Origin of the sequence: Anaerospora sp. (assembly GCF_032013335.1) — a bacterium.
Taxonomy (GTDB): Bacteria; Bacillota; Negativicutes; order Sporomusales; family DSM-15969; genus Anaerospora.
This window is the reverse complement of record NZ_DALZUO010000009.1, coordinates 114131-130320: the sequence shown is the minus strand read 5'-3', so window position 1 is coordinate 130320 and position 16190 is coordinate 114131. Positions and strand designations below refer to the sequence as shown.

The following is a 16190-nucleotide window of genomic DNA, read 5'->3' as shown; positions in this document are numbered from 1 at the left end:
GATACATCCCTTAAACAGTTAATTGCCAGGAGATAGGTTATGCATCCTTATGCGCCATTATACGCCTAAAGGCAGAGAGTAAAATAAATTTTTTTGGAGATATGTACCTAGTATCGGTGTATATTGATCCCTATTAACTACTATAGTAGTATATAGAGAAGAGGGAAGGTGAAATGATTAACGTACTGAAAAAACTGGAAGCTTTGGGCTTTAGTGCCTATGAAGCAAAAGCATATTATGCGCTCTTGCGCAAACATCCGGCTAATGGGTATGAGATCAGTAAATTAGCCCAGATTCCACCGTCCAAAATTTATGAAACTTTAACAAAATTAAAAAACCGTGGTGCTGTTTTAGACAGTCAGAGTGACCCTATTCAGTATTATCCGGTTCAGCCTGAGATTTTATTCAGCCGGCTGCAGCAGGAAACTGAAAAAAATATTCAAGCTGTACTAACGGATCTTGCAGTAATACCACCCACAGACGCTTTTGAACTTACCTGGAATTTGCAGGGAACGGATGGGATTAACGAAAAAATAATAGAAATGATCGGGCAGGCAACAACAGAGGTCTTTGCGTCACTCTGGCCTGAACAGATTGAATACTTGCAGGACAGTCTGAAGGCAGCAATGGAACGCGATGTTTACGTAGTAGTTGCCATTTTTGGTGAAAGCACGGCAGTTGCCAGTGAAGTAATCAACCTGGAAGCTTGCAGTGGAAATATTCACAGGCGGGCCGGAGCAAAACTGTGTACAGTTATTATTGACAACGATCAGGTGGTTGTCGGTGAGTTGGCAGAAGCTAAAGGAAGATCAACAGGTGTATGGACAAGTACGCCTGCCTTGGTACTTGTGGCTAAGGAATATATCAAGCATGATATGATGGTGAATATTTTAGTAAATAATATGGAAGAAAAACAATATGAGGATATTTGCCGCCGCTATGCACTTATCAGACGTATGCAACAGCAGAAATAGGGGGTATGTATAATGAAAATTTCATTTATCGGCAGCGGTAAGGTTGGTGCTGCTGTAGCTTATACAGCTAGCTTAAAAGGCTTGGCACAGGAAATTGTGTTAACCGATGCTTTTAGTGATAAAGCTCGTGGGGAGGCTTTGGATATTCTTCAGGGACAGGCCTTTGCTCCACAGGCGCAAGTCAAATATGGTGATATAAAAGATACTGCTGGTTCGGATATTATTGTTATTACTGCTGGTATTCCCCGCAAAGCGGATGAACCGAGGGTATTGTTGTTATCCCGGAATGCCGGACTCATTGCCAGTTTAGTTAAAGAAGCTGTTTCATATAGCCCAAACTGCATTCTGTTTATGGTTACAAACCCGTTGGATGTTATGACGCAATTAGCCTATCAGGTTTCGGGCCTTCCAGCTAATCGCGTTATTGGTATGGGAACCGTTTTGGACACAGCCCGTTACCGCTCCTATTTGGCCGAGCAATTTGGTATAGACGCAAGAGATATTGATGCGTATGTTGTAGGCGAGCATGGTGAGACGATGGTTCCTCTTGTTTCCCAGATTACGATCAAGGGAATTCCCTTAACTGAGCTGCCGGGATATGAAACTGCGGCGGTAGAACGTGTCTGTGATGAGGTACGTATGGCATCAGGCCAGGTTATAGCGCTTAAAGGCGGTACAGTATTCGCCCCTGCTGCGTCGGCGTGTGCCGTTCTTGAGGCAATTGTGAAGGACAGCAATCAGATATTACCTGTATGCACCTATAACAGTGAATATGGAGTAGCAGTCAGCTTGCCTACACTAGTAGGCAGAAATGGGGCAGGACCTGTACTCAATCTTCCGATGACCGATGGAGAAAGAGCGGCCTTGGAGAAATCCGTTGCCAACATCAAGGCCTTTGTGGCTGAATTGCAGTAGAAGAGGGGCCGGCATAGCCGGTCCCTTTTTTCTATATAAGAAAGTATAAGTTTAAGAGGCGAGAGCGCAGCATCTGATTGAGATAATAAAAGATTTTAATTGTCTTTATTAAAACAATTGATTTTACGTATATAATTGCACATGCTATAGTTTAATTAATACATTCTTACATTGCAATATAAAGGAGAATCAAGTATGGAAACAGCCCGTAAGGTTACGATTACTGAATTTGGCAGCGCAGAAAAAATGAAGCTCGAAACAATTGAACTGCCGGCACCTGCGGCAGGGGAAGTTCAACTGCGTCAGACGGTTATTGGTTTTAATTTTATTGATGTATATCAGCGTAAAGGCGTTTATCCATTGCCGCTGCCAACCGGTCTTGGTCATGAAGCTGCCGGTATAGTCGAAGCAGTGGGGGCTGGTGTTGATCAATTTAAGCCAGGCGACCGTGTTGCGTATATGAATGCCGGTTTAGGAGCCTATGCCGACTACCGCAATGTTCCTGCAGACCGTTTAGTGAGCATTCCTGCCGAAGTATCTGATGAGCAAGCGGCAGCGCTGCTGTTTAAAGGCATAACTGCTCAGTATTTGCTGAAAAAAACGCATGCTGTCAAAGCAGGTGAAATTGTTCTTATCCATGCTGCTGCCGGCGGAGTAGGACAAATCCTCTGTCAGTGGGCGAAAGCGCTGGGGGCTTTTGTCATTGGTACGGCTAGCTCACCTGAGAAATGCGCGATTGCTAAAGCGGCTGGTGCCGATGTTACGATAAACTACTCAGAAGAAAACTGGCCGGCGGCTCTTCTAGAAGCTACTGGTGGTAAAAAAGCCAATGTAGTGTATGATTCAGTCGGCAAAGATACATTTTTAAAATCACTGGACTGCGCTGCGCCATTCGGACTTGTTGTGCTGTATGGAGCGGCATCCGGTCCTGCTCCTGCCATTGAGCCTGAACTGCTTAACAAGAAGGGCTGCCTTTTCCTTACACGGCCGTCCGTATTTCCTCATAATGCAGATCCGGCAGTATTCCGTGAAAATGCTGCCGACCTGTTTGCAGCAATTGCCGGGGGGCTTGTGAAGTCAAGCATCGGTGCAAAATACAAGCTTACTGAAATTGTTGCAGTTCATAAAGCGGCTGAATCAAGAGCAACACAGGGCGCAACCTTAATTATTCCATAATCTTAAAGCAAAGAAGCTCATCGTATTGTATACGGTGAGCTTCTTTACTTTAAGATGGGGAGTCTTTAAAAAGGGGACAGTCCCCTTTTTTTATTCCAGATTTGTGTCAGTGGAACCGTCCCCGTGACACGATATTTTGTTTTCTTATTTGCTTGTGCAGGATAGTCGTCTGTGATCATGGAACAATAGTGGTAATACCGTATAGGAGTCTAAATATGAAAAAAAATACTGTTAAATGGCTGTATGAGCAGCTGCCGGACTTAGTTAACAAAGGTGTTATCAGCTCGGATGCTGCTGACCGCATTCGCGACTATTATGGACCTGAGATACAGGAAGAGAAAAAGAATTATATGACAATCTTCGGTGTCATTGGCATTATACTGGTGGGACTGGGGATTATCCTGATAATGGCTCACAATTGGGAACAGCTGAATCGTTTCAGTCGCATGGGTATTGCGGTTGCAATGTTAATTGCAGCCCAAATTAGCGCAGTTGCCGTGTGGTGTTTCAAAAGGGATAAGCGATCCTGGAAAGAAGGCGCGGCAGTTTTTTGGATGCTGATGGTGGGAGCCTCGATGGCCCTTGTTTCTCAGACTTATCATTTGAGTGATGACACAGGCGCTTTTCTGCTTGCCTGGATGCTGCTGTCACTGCCGATTCTTTATTTGCTGCAATCGACGATCGTTGCTGCAAGTTACCTGATTGGTATTGGCGGATGGGTGGCAAACGGCAGTGTACCAATTATCGGTAAACACTTGATTTGGTTATTGTTCGGTGCAGTTCTTCCGTATTGCCGTCAGCTGCTGTTAGCAGAGCAAAGTGTGAATGCTGCAACGATTGTTACTTGGATTTTCACCTTAAGTTTTTATTTTTCTTTTGCAGATGCCTTTAATCACCAAATAGGTTATTTAGGCTTGCTTTTATTTGCAGCCCTTTTTGCGATAACCTACCTATTGGGCGCTTTAGCACAAGAAAAACGGGCACTTGGCTGGTATAGGGCATTGCTGACGATTGGCGCGGTCGGTACAGTAGGCATTAGTTTTATTCTTACATTTAGAGATGTTTGGTCTGGTTTTGGCGCTGGCGGCCTGCGAACAGGTGAAAGCTGGCTGGTGACCCTGCTGCTCTTGGCAGTTGCTTATCTGGGGTATTTGGTAGCGCGCAGAAAACCGTCTGGCTCAATTGCTTATATTGCCGCTCCGTTTGTGGCGGGAGTCGGGTATGTACTGCAGGTTTCCGATACAGGAGGGCTGATTTCTGCTGTTTTAATGAATTTGTTTTTACTCAGCTTCAGCATATACATGATAAGAAAAGGCGTGCGCAAAGGCGAGCTCAGTACCATGAATATGGGGATGCTGCTGTTAGGGGCGTTGATTATTGCACGGTTCTTAGATATTAACTTCAGTTTTGTCGTCCGTGGAATTGTTTTTCTTGCTTTGGGAATTAGTTTTCTGGCAGTCAACTGGATGGCTGCGAGGCGAAAGGCAGGCGCAAGTGATGCTGACAAATAAGCGGTTTATACTGTTATTTTCAATTGTCGCTATCCTGCAGCTATCAGTACCGTTATATATGGTATGGCATTGGGAAAATGTACTGAATACGGGACGTCCTTTTTATTGGGAGACTGCCCCGGTGGACCCTTATGATATGCTTAAGGGGCGCTATGTTGATCTTGGCTTTAAGGAACAAAAAGGGAAAATCCTGGATGATGCTCGCTTGGAATATGGTCAAAAGGCTTTCGCTTTGGTGACTGAGCAGGATGGGAAGACCGTTATTACCGGGATTAGTACCCGACAGCCTGAAGACGATGCTTTTGTCCGCGTTACAGTTCAGTATATTGAAAATGGCATTGCCCACGTCAGCTTGCCTTTTAAACGGTACTATCTGCCGGAGGAGATAGCCCCCGCTGCCGATAGGGCTTATCAGAAAAGTGCAGGAAAAGACGGCAGGGCTTTAATACGCATTAAAGATGGCTATGGCGTTGTCGAGCAATTGTATATTGGCAATAAGACGATATATGAGTACTTAGAGTCGCAATAAAATACGAAAGAATAGGCAGGCGAGCATGGTTTTTGCATACTTCGCCTGCCTATTCTTTTCAAGGATTTTGTCGATTTGTGTAGAATGTAGCAGTTCAAACCAAGAATACACTACAAAGAGGGGATATTGGATGAATAAAGTTTATGCGATTATCGGACCGCCTGCCTCAGGTAAGACCACACTTGTAAAAGCACTGAACAACTACCGTATTCCTGCGATTATTAGCCATACAACCCGGCTTCCCAAAAAAGAAGAGATCAATGGAGTCGATTACCACTTTGTCGATAAAGAAGTATTCTTAAAGCTGCCGATGATCGAAAAAGTAAACTATTCAGGGCACTTTTATGGACTCAGCAAAGATGAAGTGCTCAGTAAAGTAAAGGAGTCTTCTATTTCTGTAGTAGAGGTTGATTTGCGTGGCTTGGAGCAATTAAAAAAATTGCTGGGCGAAAGGCTTACGGCAATTTTCCTGTTCGCCGATAAAGAAACGATTTTAAACCGTTATGTGCTGCAAGGGGATAATGACCAGGAAATTAATCGCCGCATTGAATATGCTGAGGCGGCAGGTGAATTTGTAAACTGGCAAACAGCTGATTATGTTGTAAAAAATACGGGTCAATTGGACGTAACAGTGCGCCAGGTATTGGCTATTATGGACGTATCCTGGGTTAAGAGTGAATTTTAGTGTGGACAATAGCCGGATATTTATCGATAATTGTCCGCAACGCGGTGATTATGGCCTTCTTGGCGCTGCCTTGATACACCTGATTAATCTTTGCAATAAGATTTTCGGGCTTATCATTCAGGTTTTGACCTACTAAAAGACGGGTAACAAAGCGCTCTGCCAGCCTAGTTGACAGCGTACAATCTGCCTCTAAAATTCGACCGGTTTGTATGTCCACAATCAGAACAAGCGCCATAACTCCATAAAGCTCGCTTGATACTGTACCACTCGGAAGTCTCGCATAACCGGAAAACAAAACAGTTGTTTCATTTGCCATACAATCATCCTTACACAATATTATAGTTAAGGGCACTAACGTTCGTTAGTGCCCTTAAGTTTGTACGCTTACTTACCTTTAAAGAATTGGGTAGTTTTTTCTTCGTCCCAGCCAAGAACTTCTTTGAGAATTTCATGTGTGTGCTGTCCAAGAAGCGGAGCAGGAAAATCAACTGAGCCGGGGGTTGCCGATAATTTAACAGGAACTCCTGGCATTTTGAGCTTGCCTGCCACGGGATGCTCAACTTCGACAATCATATTTCTTGCAGCAATATGCGGGTCATTTACGATGCGGTCAACTGTGTTGATTGGTGCGCAGGGAAGACCGGCTTCTTCGAGTACTTCCAGCCACTCATTGATGGTTTTATTAATGAAGACGGCATTTAATATGGTCATCAGCTCATTAACATTGGCTGTACGCAGGGCATTTGTACTGAAGCGCTCGTCATTAATCAGGTCAGGGCGTTCCAAAATGGTGCAGAGGCGATCCCATAACCGTGCATTACCAGCGCCAACGATGATGTAGCCGTCTTTTGCGGTAAAGGATGAGAATGGGGTAATTGAAGGATGACGATTGCCTAATGGTCCGGGAACATTGCCGGAGGTAACGTAGCGGGCGATAGCATTTTCCAGTACGGCAACCTGGCAGTCCAGCATACCGACATCAATCTTTTGACCTTCGCCGGTACGTTCACGGTGATAAAGTGCAAGCATTACTCCATAAGCTGTAAACATACCAGCCATGACGTCGCCTACGGAAGCGCCTACACGGGTTGGATCACCATTTTCCGGACCAGTGATGCTCATGATGCCGCCCATCGCCTGAACGATGATATCATAGGCCGGTTTATCGCGATAAGGGCCGGTGTGACCGAAGCCCGAGCATGCAGCATAGATGATTTTAGGATTAATAGCTTTTAAGTCTTCATAGCCAAGACCGAATTTTTCCATGGTGCCGGGACGATAGTTTTCAACAACTACGTCAGCTTCCTTAACCATTTCTTTAAACAGGTCGCATTCTTCCTGGCGTTTGAAGTTTAATTCAATCGACCTTTTATTGCGGTTAAGGCTCATAAAGTAAGCACTTTCTTTACCGATAAAAGGACCAAAGGCGCGAGAGTCATCTCCCACTACCGGGGGCTCGATTTTAATGATATCGGCACCATAATCAGCTAACATCATCGTGCAATATGGTCCGGCAAGTACTCTGCTCAAGTCTAAGACGCGAAGTCCTCCAAGTAATTTCATACTTAATCTCTCCTCACATTTTTATTTTAGTAATATAAAAAGGGACAGGTTGAAATTAGTATTCCACTCTGTCCCTCTATCACTCATATATTCTCATGTTTTTTAAGTTATTCATCCTGCGAACCTAGATGCATGATTCCTAAGCCAGCTCTTTCGTGGTTGGTCAAAGGATGCAGTGCCGATTCGCCAAACAAAGCAACAGCTATCCAGGAGGCATCACGCACAATAGCTATTTTAACTGCTAAACTGCAACTGCTGGCAACATTAATTAATATGCCGCGCTTCGCTTCATCAGCAGCGTGTAATAATGCGTGGTAGTTAGTTGGTGATTTCGAAATAATGCCGCTATTTAAGGCAGCACCCAAAACAGCTTTTGTTGTTTTTTCCTGAAAATCACCTACTAGGGATTTTCCGCCAACTTCAGTAACTACAAACTTATAGCCTTGCTCTGCCAACATTTTTTTTGCAGTTGCCTCATCTTCCATTGTCCTGGTCAGCGCCAGAATCATGGCTGCTGTAGCAACACTGCGGATGCTTTGGGACATAAAAGCACAATTTTTTTCACTCATTTTATACCCTCTATCTCTCATAAATAATACTACTCTTTTTAGATAATTTAGTCAAGTCATGTCGAAGGGGATATGTGAAAAGGAGTAGATAGTATAAAAATAATATTTGCAAAAGAAGGAATTTGCTGAACATTCAAGAATAAGACTTATGAAAACGTTACCACAAACGTTTTCATAAGTCCGGTAAACTAAATTGGAGGGTCAATTTTGTCAGATATTAAGGAAGTTGCCAAAAAAGCTAATGTATCGCCAAGCACGGTATCCCGCGTCATTGGTGGAAAAATCCCCGTGGCTGAGGAAACTAAAAATAGAGTTTTGGCAGCGATTGCCGAATTGCGTTACCGCCCAAACGTCATTGCTCAGGGCTTAAAAGGAGTTTCTACTAAAACGATTGGCTTAGTTATACCAAATGTTCGCAGTTTGGTATTTCCTGCTGCAATACGCGGGATTGAGGATGTTGCCAAAAAGAATGGTTATGTAGTCGTTTTATGCAACACCGATGAGGACTTTGAGCAAGAAAAATTTTATATTGAAACCCTCAGGAGCCGCTTGGTTGATGGATTTATTTTTTCGACCGCCCGGCCAGGTGCGCAGAATATTATTGATTTAGAAACGGAAGGCTTTCCTGTTGTGCTGCTGCTGCGGCAGTTGGAGTGCAGAGTGAATGCTGTTGTTTTGGATAATTTCAACAGCTCCTATGAGGCTGTAAAGTATTTGATTTCCCGGGGACTTACGAGAATCGGACTGATCAATGGGCCGCTGGAACTTACATTGTATGAAGAACGGTTCGCCGGCTATAAAAAGGCACTGGAAGAAGCCGGACTGCCCTTACCTGAGCAGGCGATTGTTCACGGTGTAGAAGGCGGTGAAGACGCTTATCTTGCTACAAAGGGGATCTTAGATTCAGGTGCAAGGGTTGATGCATTTTTTGCTACTAATGATCCCAAGGCATTAGGTGCGATGCGGGCTGTGAAAGATTATGGACTGAGAGTACCCGGTGATATATCCATTATGGGATTTGATAATCTTGACTTTGCTCCCTTACTTGATCCACCCCTGACAACGGTAGCACAGCCATTTTATGAAATGGGGGCCAAGGCTTGTGAGCGGTTAATCAGCATGATTGAAGAAAAACGCACCGAAAAGCCAAGGATAGATGTGCTTGCTGCACAGGTAATGGTACGGGGATCGGTAATTTGACAATTCGATCGGAGACCGCGCATTAAAGAAGAATGGGAGGAGTACTTTTGGCTGAACATGTTCGCTTTCACTACAAGACATTAGAGGACTTGAAGCAGGATATAGTGAGATTAGGACTGGATATTCCCTGTTCCGACAACATGGAGGTTTTTAAACGAAGTGTTTCGCTGCCTGGTGCGGTTGTTCCTAACAGCCTGGCAATTCACCCAATGGAAGGCTGCGATGGAACACCGGACGGAACTCCCAGCGAATTAACAAAACGGCGCTATGACCGTTTTGCAAAGGGTGGGGCAGGTCTTTTATGGTTTGAGGCTACGGCGGTAGTAGGTGAAGGCAGGGCCAATCCCCGCCAATTACAAATTAATGAGCATACACAGGCAGAACTTGCCGGCATGCTTAACCAGTCTCTTCAAGCAGCCAGTGAGGCAGGTAATGCCAGACCGTTTACTGTCTTACAGCTAACTCACTCTGGGCGCAACAGCAGGCCGGGAGATGCTCCCATGCCGATCATTGCAACTCGTGCACCTCATCTTGAAGCTAAACTTCCCCCTGTTTTCCATACGATTACGGACGAAGAGTTAGCTGAGCTTGAGGAGCAGTATGTTAAGGCGGCGGTAATTGCTGCTGAGGCCGGTTTTGACGCCGTAGATATTAAATGCTGTCACGGCTACTTGCTGGGAGAATTGCTTGCCGGTCATAATCGGGAAGGCAATTATGGAGGAAGCTTTGAAAACCGTACCCGATTATTAATAAATATTATTGATAAAGTAAAAGTCAAGTTAGGCGATCAGCTTCAGATTGTTGTCCGCCTGGGAGTCTATGACGGCGTACCCAATGGCTGGGGAGTTGACAAGACGGATTATCATAAACCTGACTTTACTGAGCCCATTAAGCTTATTCAGCTGCTAGCTGGAAAAGGGATAAAGCTTTTTAATATTACATTGGGTAACCCTTATTATAATCCTCACGTAAACAGGCCTTATGATACAGGCAGTTATATTCCCCCCTTCCATCCCTTGCAGAATGTGGCAATTCTGCTTCAGGCAGCAAAAGTTATGCAGCAGGCAGTACCTGAAGCAGTCATTATGGGAACAGGATTTAGCTGGCTTAGGCAGTTCGCTCCCTACGTAGCGGCCGGATGTTTAGATCAAGGCTGGATGAAGTTAGTAGGTTTCGGACGGCAGGCATTTGCCTATCCTGATTTTGCTAAGGATTTATTGCGGCAGGGCAGCTTTGATTCACGTAAGATCTGTATATCCTGCAGTAAATGTACAACGATTATGCGCGATGGCGGCTGTACAGGCTGCGTCCCCCGAGATGCCGATACATATGCTCCCCTTTACCGGCAGGGCCGGGAGGGTAAACCGCCCTTTGAAACCGGTCAAGTTGCTGAACATGTTTAACATTAGAAAGGAATGGTTTTCTTGAAGACAACGGCTATGGTGCTGGAGAGCTTTAATGCTCCACTTGTAATGAGAGAATTTGAAATACCTGTGTTAGAAGAATCACAGGTTTTGGTAAAAATTGATGCGGCTGGAGTCTGCGGCTCTGATGTGCATATGTGGAAAGGTGAGGACGAGCGTACGCCGTTACCCATCATCCTTGGTCATGAGGGCGTAGGTACAGTAGTGGAGGTAAAGGGGAGTAAGAAATATGTAACCGGTGAGCAATTGAAGTCAGGAGACCGGATTCTTTGGGATCGGGGCGTAACCTGTAACGCCTGTTATGCCTGCGCCGTTCTTAACGAACCGTGGCTATGTGCAAACCGCAAAGTATATGGAATCAATCGTGCGCTTAATGAAGCACCGCATTTGAACGGATGCTATGCTGAACACATTGTGCTGTCTGCAACTACGAATCTTTTTAAAATAACAGAAGACATTGATCCTGCAGTATTAGTTTCTGCCTCATGTGCGGGCGCTACCGTTGCTCATGCCTTCGATCACCATGCTGTTCCTTTTGGCGGCAGTATTTTGGTGCAGGGGCCGGGGCCGTTAGGAGTATATGGAGTTGTATTTGCCAAACACCTTGGCGCCAGTCAGATTTTTGTAACCGGCGGATCAGAAAATCGTCTGGAGCTCTGTAAAGAGTTCGGAGCAACCGAAATCCTCAACCGCCGTACAACAAGTATCGAAGAAAGGAGGGAGTACATTCTCAGCCGGACCGGAGGACGGGGGGTTGATATGGTGTTGGAAGCTGCCGGCGATCCTGGTGCAGTGCACGAAGGACTAAAGCTGGTGCGTAAGGGCGGAGCATATGTGTCGGTCGGATTTTCCCAACCCCCAGGTGACTGTAAGGTAGATTTTTTTGAAGATGTTGTCAAAAAGAATCTCAAGATACAGGGAGTTTGGGTTAGCAGTACCCGCCACACTCATATGTCGCTTGAACTCATGCAGAAGAATAAGGAACTATTCAAGAAAATGATTACCCATCGCTTTAGTCTGGCTGAAGCAAATGACGCTCTTGCGGTCATGAATAGCCGTGAGGCATTAAAGGCAGTGCTTATTCCCTAGAATTAAGTTAGTCTGTTATCTAAAAACTTACAGGAGGATGGATATGAAGAAAGTTACTATCTTAGCCATAATGGGGTTATTTTTGATTAGCAGTCTGTTTGCCGGATGTGGCTCCTCATCAAGTTCCAGCTCAGGAGCAAAAGAAATCGTTATTGGAAATCTTCAGGACATGAGTGGTCCCACTTCGGTTTTGGGCAATGCAGTTACCCGCGGTGCGGAGCTGGCAGTAGAAAAAATCAATGCCCAAGGTGGTCTTAATGGCAGTAAAGTTAAACTGCTGACGATGGATACTAAAGGTGACGTACAAGAAGCCATTAAAGCTTACAATCGTTTGGTAGACCAGGAGAAGGCAGTTGCTGTTGTTGGACCTCCCATTAGTAATATCGGCATTGGACTTGCCCCTATTGCCGATAACAAAAAAGTAGCACTAGTAGGCAGCTTTGCTGATCCTCGTGCAACCGTTGCCGAAGATGGCAAAGTGCATCCTTCCATGTTTCTCGTTCAGCCCAGTGCTACCCAATATGGGGAAATCATGGCAAGCTTTGCCATTGAAAAACTGGGCTTGAAGAAAATTGCAATTTTCTACGATCAATCCAATGCCTATGCTGTTTCGCTAGTTGCACCTTTTAAAGCCTATGCTAAATCAGTTGGCGCTGAAATCGTAATTGAGCAGGTTTATGGCAAGGGCGACAAAGATTTTAAAACTCAGTTATCCAAAATAAAAGAGTCCGGTGCACAGGTTGTATATGCGCCGAACTATACACAGGACTTGGTTATTACTGCTAAACAACGTAAGCAGATCGGCCTGGACCTGCCATTTGTCGGTGGCCTGGACTTTGCTCCACCTTTTGCTGCGCTGGTAAATGACGCCGATGCTACTAATAACCTGTATTTTGCCAATAACTTCTCCGATACCGAGCCTCAATTGGCAGAAGTTAAAAATGCTTACAGAGCAAAATTCAATGAAGATCCCATCAATAAAGTATACCTGGGTTATGACAAATTACTCGTGATCGCCGAAGCAATCAAAAAAAGCGGCGGAGCTTCACCAGATAAAATTTTGCAAGGCCTGAATCAAATCAGCGGTTTACAAGGAACTACCGGTATCATTACCATTTCGCCGCAGACACATCAACCAGTGGGCTTGTCCATGGTCATGTATAAAATTGAGAATGGTCAGTATGTTGATCTTGGACGGTATATACCTGCTAAGCATATGAAGTAAGTTATTGTCGGCAGGGACACTTGCCAGTGTCCCTGCAATAAGCTAAACGGCAATAAGAAAGGAGAATAGCTCCAAGTGACAATACAACAGCTTATTAACGGAATTTCGCTGGGGTCTGTTTATGCATTGATAGCAGTAGGCTTTGCCTTGATCTTCAATATACTGAAGTTCTCCAACTTTTCTCATGGCGGCCTGATGAGTGTAACCGCGTATATTGGTTATATTGCTGCCATTGTATTAATGAATTATATAGACTCCCTGCCCTTGTTTATGGCAACCCTGGTTGCAGCGGCACTGGGGGGAGGATTGCTTGCGCTGGTTGTGGAGAGAGTGGCTTTCAGGCGTTTGCGTAGCAATAACAGCCCCGTTATCTATTATTTTATCTCTTCTATTACAATGGGGATTTTGCTCGAAAACGTTCTAACCATCTTTGCAAGCAGCAACTTTTATTCGTATCCGTCATTTTTGCCGGCAGCGGTGTTTAACTTTGGCAGTTTTACAATTGCGATACCTGACCTCTTAATGCTGTGCTTCTCGACAAGTTCATTGCTCATCTTGTTATTTGTACTGTACAAAACCAAGATTGGTCTGGCGATCCGCACGATGTCCTTTGATATTAACACGGCCAAGCTCATGGGAATGGACCCGAATGCCGTCGTTGCCGCAACATTTTTTGCATCAGGTGTACTGGGTGGAATCAGCGGTGTATTTTTAGGTATTAACTACACGCTCTATCCTCAATTGGGCCAAATGATTGTGAAGGGATTTATTGCTTCCGTTATCGGCGGATTAGGCAGCATCACCGGGGCATTAATAGGTGCCGTTCTATTAGGTATTGTTGAAATCTTCCTGATCGGTTCCGTGGGAGCCGGCTGGGCACCTGTATTCGTATTTATCATTATGTTAGTGTTCTTGCTACTGCGGCCGCGGGGTATTGCGGGTGTAGTTGTCCAAGAGAAAGCTTAAGGGGGAGCATGCCGTGGAGTATATTTTATCAACACTTACGTTTACGGGCATTAGTTTAATTGGCGTGCTCGGCGTGTATCTCGTTACGGGTCTTACCGGTTTGTTTTCTTTTGGACAGGCCGCTTTTCTTGCAATTGGCGCTTATGTTTCTGCCGTTTTGGTGAAAACGTTTGCTCTTTCTTTACCGTTAGCAGCTGTTGTGGCAATGCTGACAGGACTCTTGGCCGGACTGATGGTGGGGATTCCCACGGTACGTTTACGGCGCGATTATATTTCGCTGGTTACATTCGGATTTGGGGAAGCAATTATTGCGACCCTGAATAACTCGACCAATATCACCGGAGGTGCCACCGGACTTTCCGGGGTGCCACAGTATACAAATTTCTGGGCAGTTTTAATTACGGTTATTATTTGCTTAGCAATAGTAATCAGCTACAAGCATTCTAAGTATGGCAGGCAGTGTCTGGCGCTGCGCAGTGATGAACTGGCAGCTAAAGCAATGGGCATTCATGTAGAGCGTTTGAAATTAATTACCTTTTTAATTGCAAGTGTTATGACGAGTTTTGCCGGTGTGCTGTATGTGTTCTATACTTCTTATGTCGAGCCCGGTGCTTTTGGCTGGGTTGTTTCAGCAGAATGGACAATTATCGTTTTTGTTGGCGGAATTAACAGTCTCACCGGAGCGGTAGCTGCCTCGATTCTCCTGACAGGCTTACCGGAAATGCTGCGGTTTGCTTCAGAATGGCGAATCGTAATTTATTGCGTCATTGTTCTTTTGATTATCAACTTCCGCCCTACAGGGATATTTGGCGAAAATGAATTATCGCTGCGTAGAATCAAACAATTTATGAAAAAAGGAGCCAAAGCAGCATGAGTCAGTTGGAAGTCAAAAACATATCCAAAGCGTTCGGCGGTGTTAAAGCAATAGATGATTTTTCTTTTGCCGTAGGCCAGCATGATATCGTCGGCATTATTGGACCTAACGGAGCTGGCAAGACAACGGCTTTTAACTTATTGACAGGTGTATATCCACTTGATTCAGGCCAGGTTCTTTTAAATGGAACTGATATTTCCCAACTTCCTCAGCATGAAATTGCCAGGGCGGGAATGGCCCGTACATTTCAGAATATCCGGTTGTTCCGCGGACTGAGTGTACTGGAAAATGTCATGACCGCTGCCGATCCCGATGCTAACTATAATTTGCTTGATGTGTTGTTTTACACTGGTCGCAAGCGTCACAGTGAAGAAGCAGCGAGAAAGCAAGCCAGCGAATATTTAAAAATTGTTGGCCTTGCAGGCTTTGAAAATGAACGGCCTGAGAGTTTGCCTTATGGCTTGCAGCGCAAACTGGAGATAGCCAGGGCACTGGCAACCAAGCCCAAGGTCCTGCTGCTCGATGAACCGGCAGCCGGTCTCAATCCCAGTGAAGTCCGCGAGTTTATCGAGCTGGTAAAAAGACTGCATCAGCAATTCAATTTTTCTATTATCATTATTGAGCATCGACTAGAAGTTATCATGGAACTTTCCTCGCAAATCTTTGTCCTTAACTTCGGTAAGCTGCTGGCTAGCGGTACACCGTCGGAAGTGGTGGCAAATAAAGCCGTAACCGAAGCGTACCTCGGAGAGGAGGATGAATCGTGCTTAATATAGCCAATTTGCATGTTTCTTACGGACATATTCAAGCGCTTCATGGTGTTAGTTTATCTGTTCCCAAAGGGAAGATTGTCAGTATTATCGGCTCCAATGGTGCCGGTAAGACTACCATGCTTAATACCATTTGCGGCCTCGTAAAACAGAAGAGTGGTACAATCCAGTTTGAAGGGTCTGAACTGACCCGGACGACACAGCATATTATCAAACAAGGGCTGGTCCACGTTCCTGAAGGCAGAAAGGTTTTTTCCGGTCTGACTGTTGCCGAAAATCTTTTAGCTGGTGGATATATCCTCAAAGATAATCATCAAATTAAGCGTAATATGGAAAAAATGTTTGAACTCTATCCTATTCTCCGGGAGCGGAAAGATCAGCATGCAGGTACGCTCAGTGGTGGTGAACAGCAAATGCTGGCTATTTGCCGGGGTTTAATGTCTGAACCTAAAATGATTTTATTGGATGAGCCATCACTAGGGCTTGCGCCAATCATTGTTAACGGTGTTTTTCAACTGATCAGACAAATTAGTGAGCAAGGCCTGACGGTTATGCTCGTAGAGCAAAACGCCAAGAAAGCATTGGCTCTCAGTGATTATGCCTATGTCCTGGAAAACGGAAAAGTCGTTATGCAAGGGGAAGGCAAAAAACTCTTATGTGATGAAGGTGTAAAAAAAGCCTATCTGGGAGACCGGTAAAAGACGATTAGTTTAAGCGCTG

Annotated in this window: 17 protein-coding genes; 14 read left to right on the top strand and 3 right to left on the bottom strand. The window is 44.9% G+C overall.

The genetic code is table 11. The features are described from left to right. Positions 1–173 precede the first annotated feature (173 nt). The 6 genes from RTR76_RS09845 to RTR76_RS09820 all read left to right on the top strand — a co-directional run bounded on the left by RTR76_RS09845 (position 174) and on the right by RTR76_RS09820 (position 5790). Positions 174–974, top strand: coding sequence for a helix-turn-helix domain-containing protein (locus tag RTR76_RS09845; RefSeq protein WP_312519940.1), 801 nt, complete (start codon positions 174–176; stop codon positions 972–974). A gap of 12 nt (positions 975–986) precedes the next feature. Next, positions 987–1889 (top strand): malate dehydrogenase, encoded by a 903-nt coding sequence (locus RTR76_RS09840; RefSeq protein WP_312519938.1) that lies wholly within the window; start codon positions 987–989, stop codon positions 1887–1889. A gap of 195 nt (positions 1890–2084) precedes the next feature. Further along, positions 2085–3065, top strand: a complete 981-nt coding sequence (locus tag RTR76_RS09835; RefSeq protein WP_312519936.1) for a quinone oxidoreductase — start codon at positions 2085–2087, stop codon at positions 3063–3065. 215 nt (positions 3066–3280) lie between these two features. Continuing rightward, the gene (locus RTR76_RS09830) at positions 3281–4576 is read left to right on the top strand and encodes a DUF2157 domain-containing protein (RefSeq protein ID WP_312519933.1); all 1296 of its coding nucleotides are present in this window, start codon (positions 3281–3283) and stop codon (positions 4574–4576) included. Then, positions 4563–5105: a GDYXXLXY domain-containing protein gene (locus RTR76_RS09825; protein WP_312519976.1), complete on the top strand. Its 543-nt coding sequence runs from the start codon at positions 4563–4565 to the stop codon at positions 5103–5105. Before RTR76_RS09830 ends, RTR76_RS09825 begins: the two co-directional genes overlap by 14 nt. Positions 5106–5235: 130 nt before the next feature. Next, positions 5236–5790, top strand: a complete 555-nt coding sequence (locus RTR76_RS09820; RefSeq protein ID WP_312519930.1) for a guanylate kinase — start codon at positions 5236–5238, stop codon at positions 5788–5790. Here RTR76_RS09820 and RTR76_RS09815 read toward each other — a convergent pair. The 3 genes from RTR76_RS09815 to RTR76_RS09805 form a co-directional block, all read right to left on the bottom strand. Beyond that, the gene (locus RTR76_RS09815) at positions 5774–6106 is read right to left on the bottom strand and encodes a DUF3870 domain-containing protein (RefSeq protein WP_312519927.1); all 333 of its coding nucleotides are present in this window, start codon (positions 6104–6106) and stop codon (positions 5774–5776) included. The two genes, RTR76_RS09820 and RTR76_RS09815, sit on opposite strands and share 17 nt — an antisense overlap. 68 nt (positions 6107–6174) lie before the next feature. Further along, a complete protein-coding gene (locus RTR76_RS09810; protein WP_312519924.1) occupies positions 6175–7353 on the bottom strand; it encodes a CoA transferase in 1179 nt (392 codons plus the stop codon). Positions 7354–7460: 107 nt separating this feature from the next. Then, on the bottom strand, positions 7461–7922 hold the full coding sequence (locus tag RTR76_RS09805; protein WP_312519921.1) for a HutP family protein: 462 nt from the start codon (positions 7920–7922) through the stop codon (positions 7461–7463). A gap of 207 nt (positions 7923–8129) precedes the next feature. On the opposite strand from RTR76_RS09805, the gene RTR76_RS09800 reads away from it, so the two are divergent. The 8 genes from RTR76_RS09800 (at position 8130) to RTR76_RS09765 (ending at position 16168) form a co-directional block, all read left to right on the top strand. Continuing rightward, on the top strand, positions 8130–9122 hold the full coding sequence (locus RTR76_RS09800) for a LacI family DNA-binding transcriptional regulator (protein WP_312519918.1): 993 nt from the start codon (positions 8130–8132) through the stop codon (positions 9120–9122). 47 nt (positions 9123–9169) lie between these two features. After that, a complete protein-coding gene (locus tag RTR76_RS09795; protein WP_312519915.1) occupies positions 9170–10525 on the top strand; it encodes a hypothetical protein in 1356 nt (451 codons plus the stop codon). A 21-nt stretch (positions 10526–10546) separates the two neighbouring features. Then, positions 10547–11635 (top strand): zinc-binding dehydrogenase, encoded by a 1089-nt coding sequence (locus RTR76_RS09790; protein WP_312519912.1) that lies wholly within the window; start codon positions 10547–10549, stop codon positions 11633–11635. 43 nt (positions 11636–11678) lie between these two features. After that, entirely contained in the window at positions 11679–12860 is a 1182-nt protein-coding gene (locus RTR76_RS09785; RefSeq protein WP_312519909.1) for an ABC transporter substrate-binding protein, read from the top strand. Between the two features lie 75 nt (positions 12861–12935). Then, entirely contained in the window at positions 12936–13826 is an 891-nt protein-coding gene (locus tag RTR76_RS09780; protein ID WP_312519906.1) for a branched-chain amino acid ABC transporter permease, read from the top strand. 13 nt (positions 13827–13839) lie between these two features. Beyond that, complete coding sequence (locus RTR76_RS09775) at positions 13840–14700, top strand: branched-chain amino acid ABC transporter permease (RefSeq protein WP_312519901.1); 861 nt, start codon at positions 13840–13842, stop codon at positions 14698–14700. After that, positions 14697–15476: an ABC transporter ATP-binding protein gene (locus RTR76_RS09770; RefSeq protein WP_312519898.1), complete on the top strand. Its 780-nt coding sequence runs from the start codon at positions 14697–14699 to the stop codon at positions 15474–15476. Before RTR76_RS09775 ends, RTR76_RS09770 begins: the two co-directional genes overlap by 4 nt. Next, positions 15464–16168 (top strand): ABC transporter ATP-binding protein, encoded by a 705-nt coding sequence (locus tag RTR76_RS09765; protein WP_312519895.1) that lies wholly within the window; start codon positions 15464–15466, stop codon positions 16166–16168. The genes RTR76_RS09770 and RTR76_RS09765 overlap by 13 nt, the downstream gene beginning before the upstream one ends. Positions 16169–16190 lie beyond the last annotated feature (22 nt).

Coding starts and splice junctions, on each gene's coding strand:
- RTR76_RS09845 (WP_312519940.1), top strand. CDS start 174: ATGATTAACGTACTGAAAAAACTGGAAGCTTTGGGCTTTAGTGCCTAT.
- RTR76_RS09840 (WP_312519938.1), top strand. CDS start 987: ATGAAAATTTCATTTATCGGCAGCGGTAAGGTTGGTGCTGCTGTAGCT.
- RTR76_RS09835 (WP_312519936.1), top strand. CDS start 2,085: ATGGAAACAGCCCGTAAGGTTACGATTACTGAATTTGGCAGCGCAGAA.
- RTR76_RS09830 (WP_312519933.1), top strand. CDS start 3,281: ATGAAAAAAAATACTGTTAAATGGCTGTATGAGCAGCTGCCGGACTTA.
- RTR76_RS09825 (WP_312519976.1), top strand. CDS start 4,563: ATGCTGACAAATAAGCGGTTTATACTGTTATTTTCAATTGTCGCTATC.
- RTR76_RS09820 (WP_312519930.1), top strand. CDS start 5,236: ATGAATAAAGTTTATGCGATTATCGGACCGCCTGCCTCAGGTAAGACC.
- RTR76_RS09815 (WP_312519927.1), bottom strand. CDS start 6,106: ATGGCAAATGAAACAACTGTTTTGTTTTCCGGTTATGCGAGACTTCCG.
- RTR76_RS09810 (WP_312519924.1), bottom strand. CDS start 7,353: ATGAAATTACTTGGAGGACTTCGCGTCTTAGACTTGAGCAGAGTACTT.
- RTR76_RS09805 (WP_312519921.1), bottom strand. CDS start 7,922: ATGAGTGAAAAAAATTGTGCTTTTATGTCCCAAAGCATCCGCAGTGTT.
- RTR76_RS09785 (WP_312519909.1), top strand. CDS start 11,679: ATGAAGAAAGTTACTATCTTAGCCATAATGGGGTTATTTTTGATTAGC.
- RTR76_RS09770 (WP_312519898.1), top strand. CDS start 14,697: ATGAGTCAGTTGGAAGTCAAAAACATATCCAAAGCGTTCGGCGGTGTT.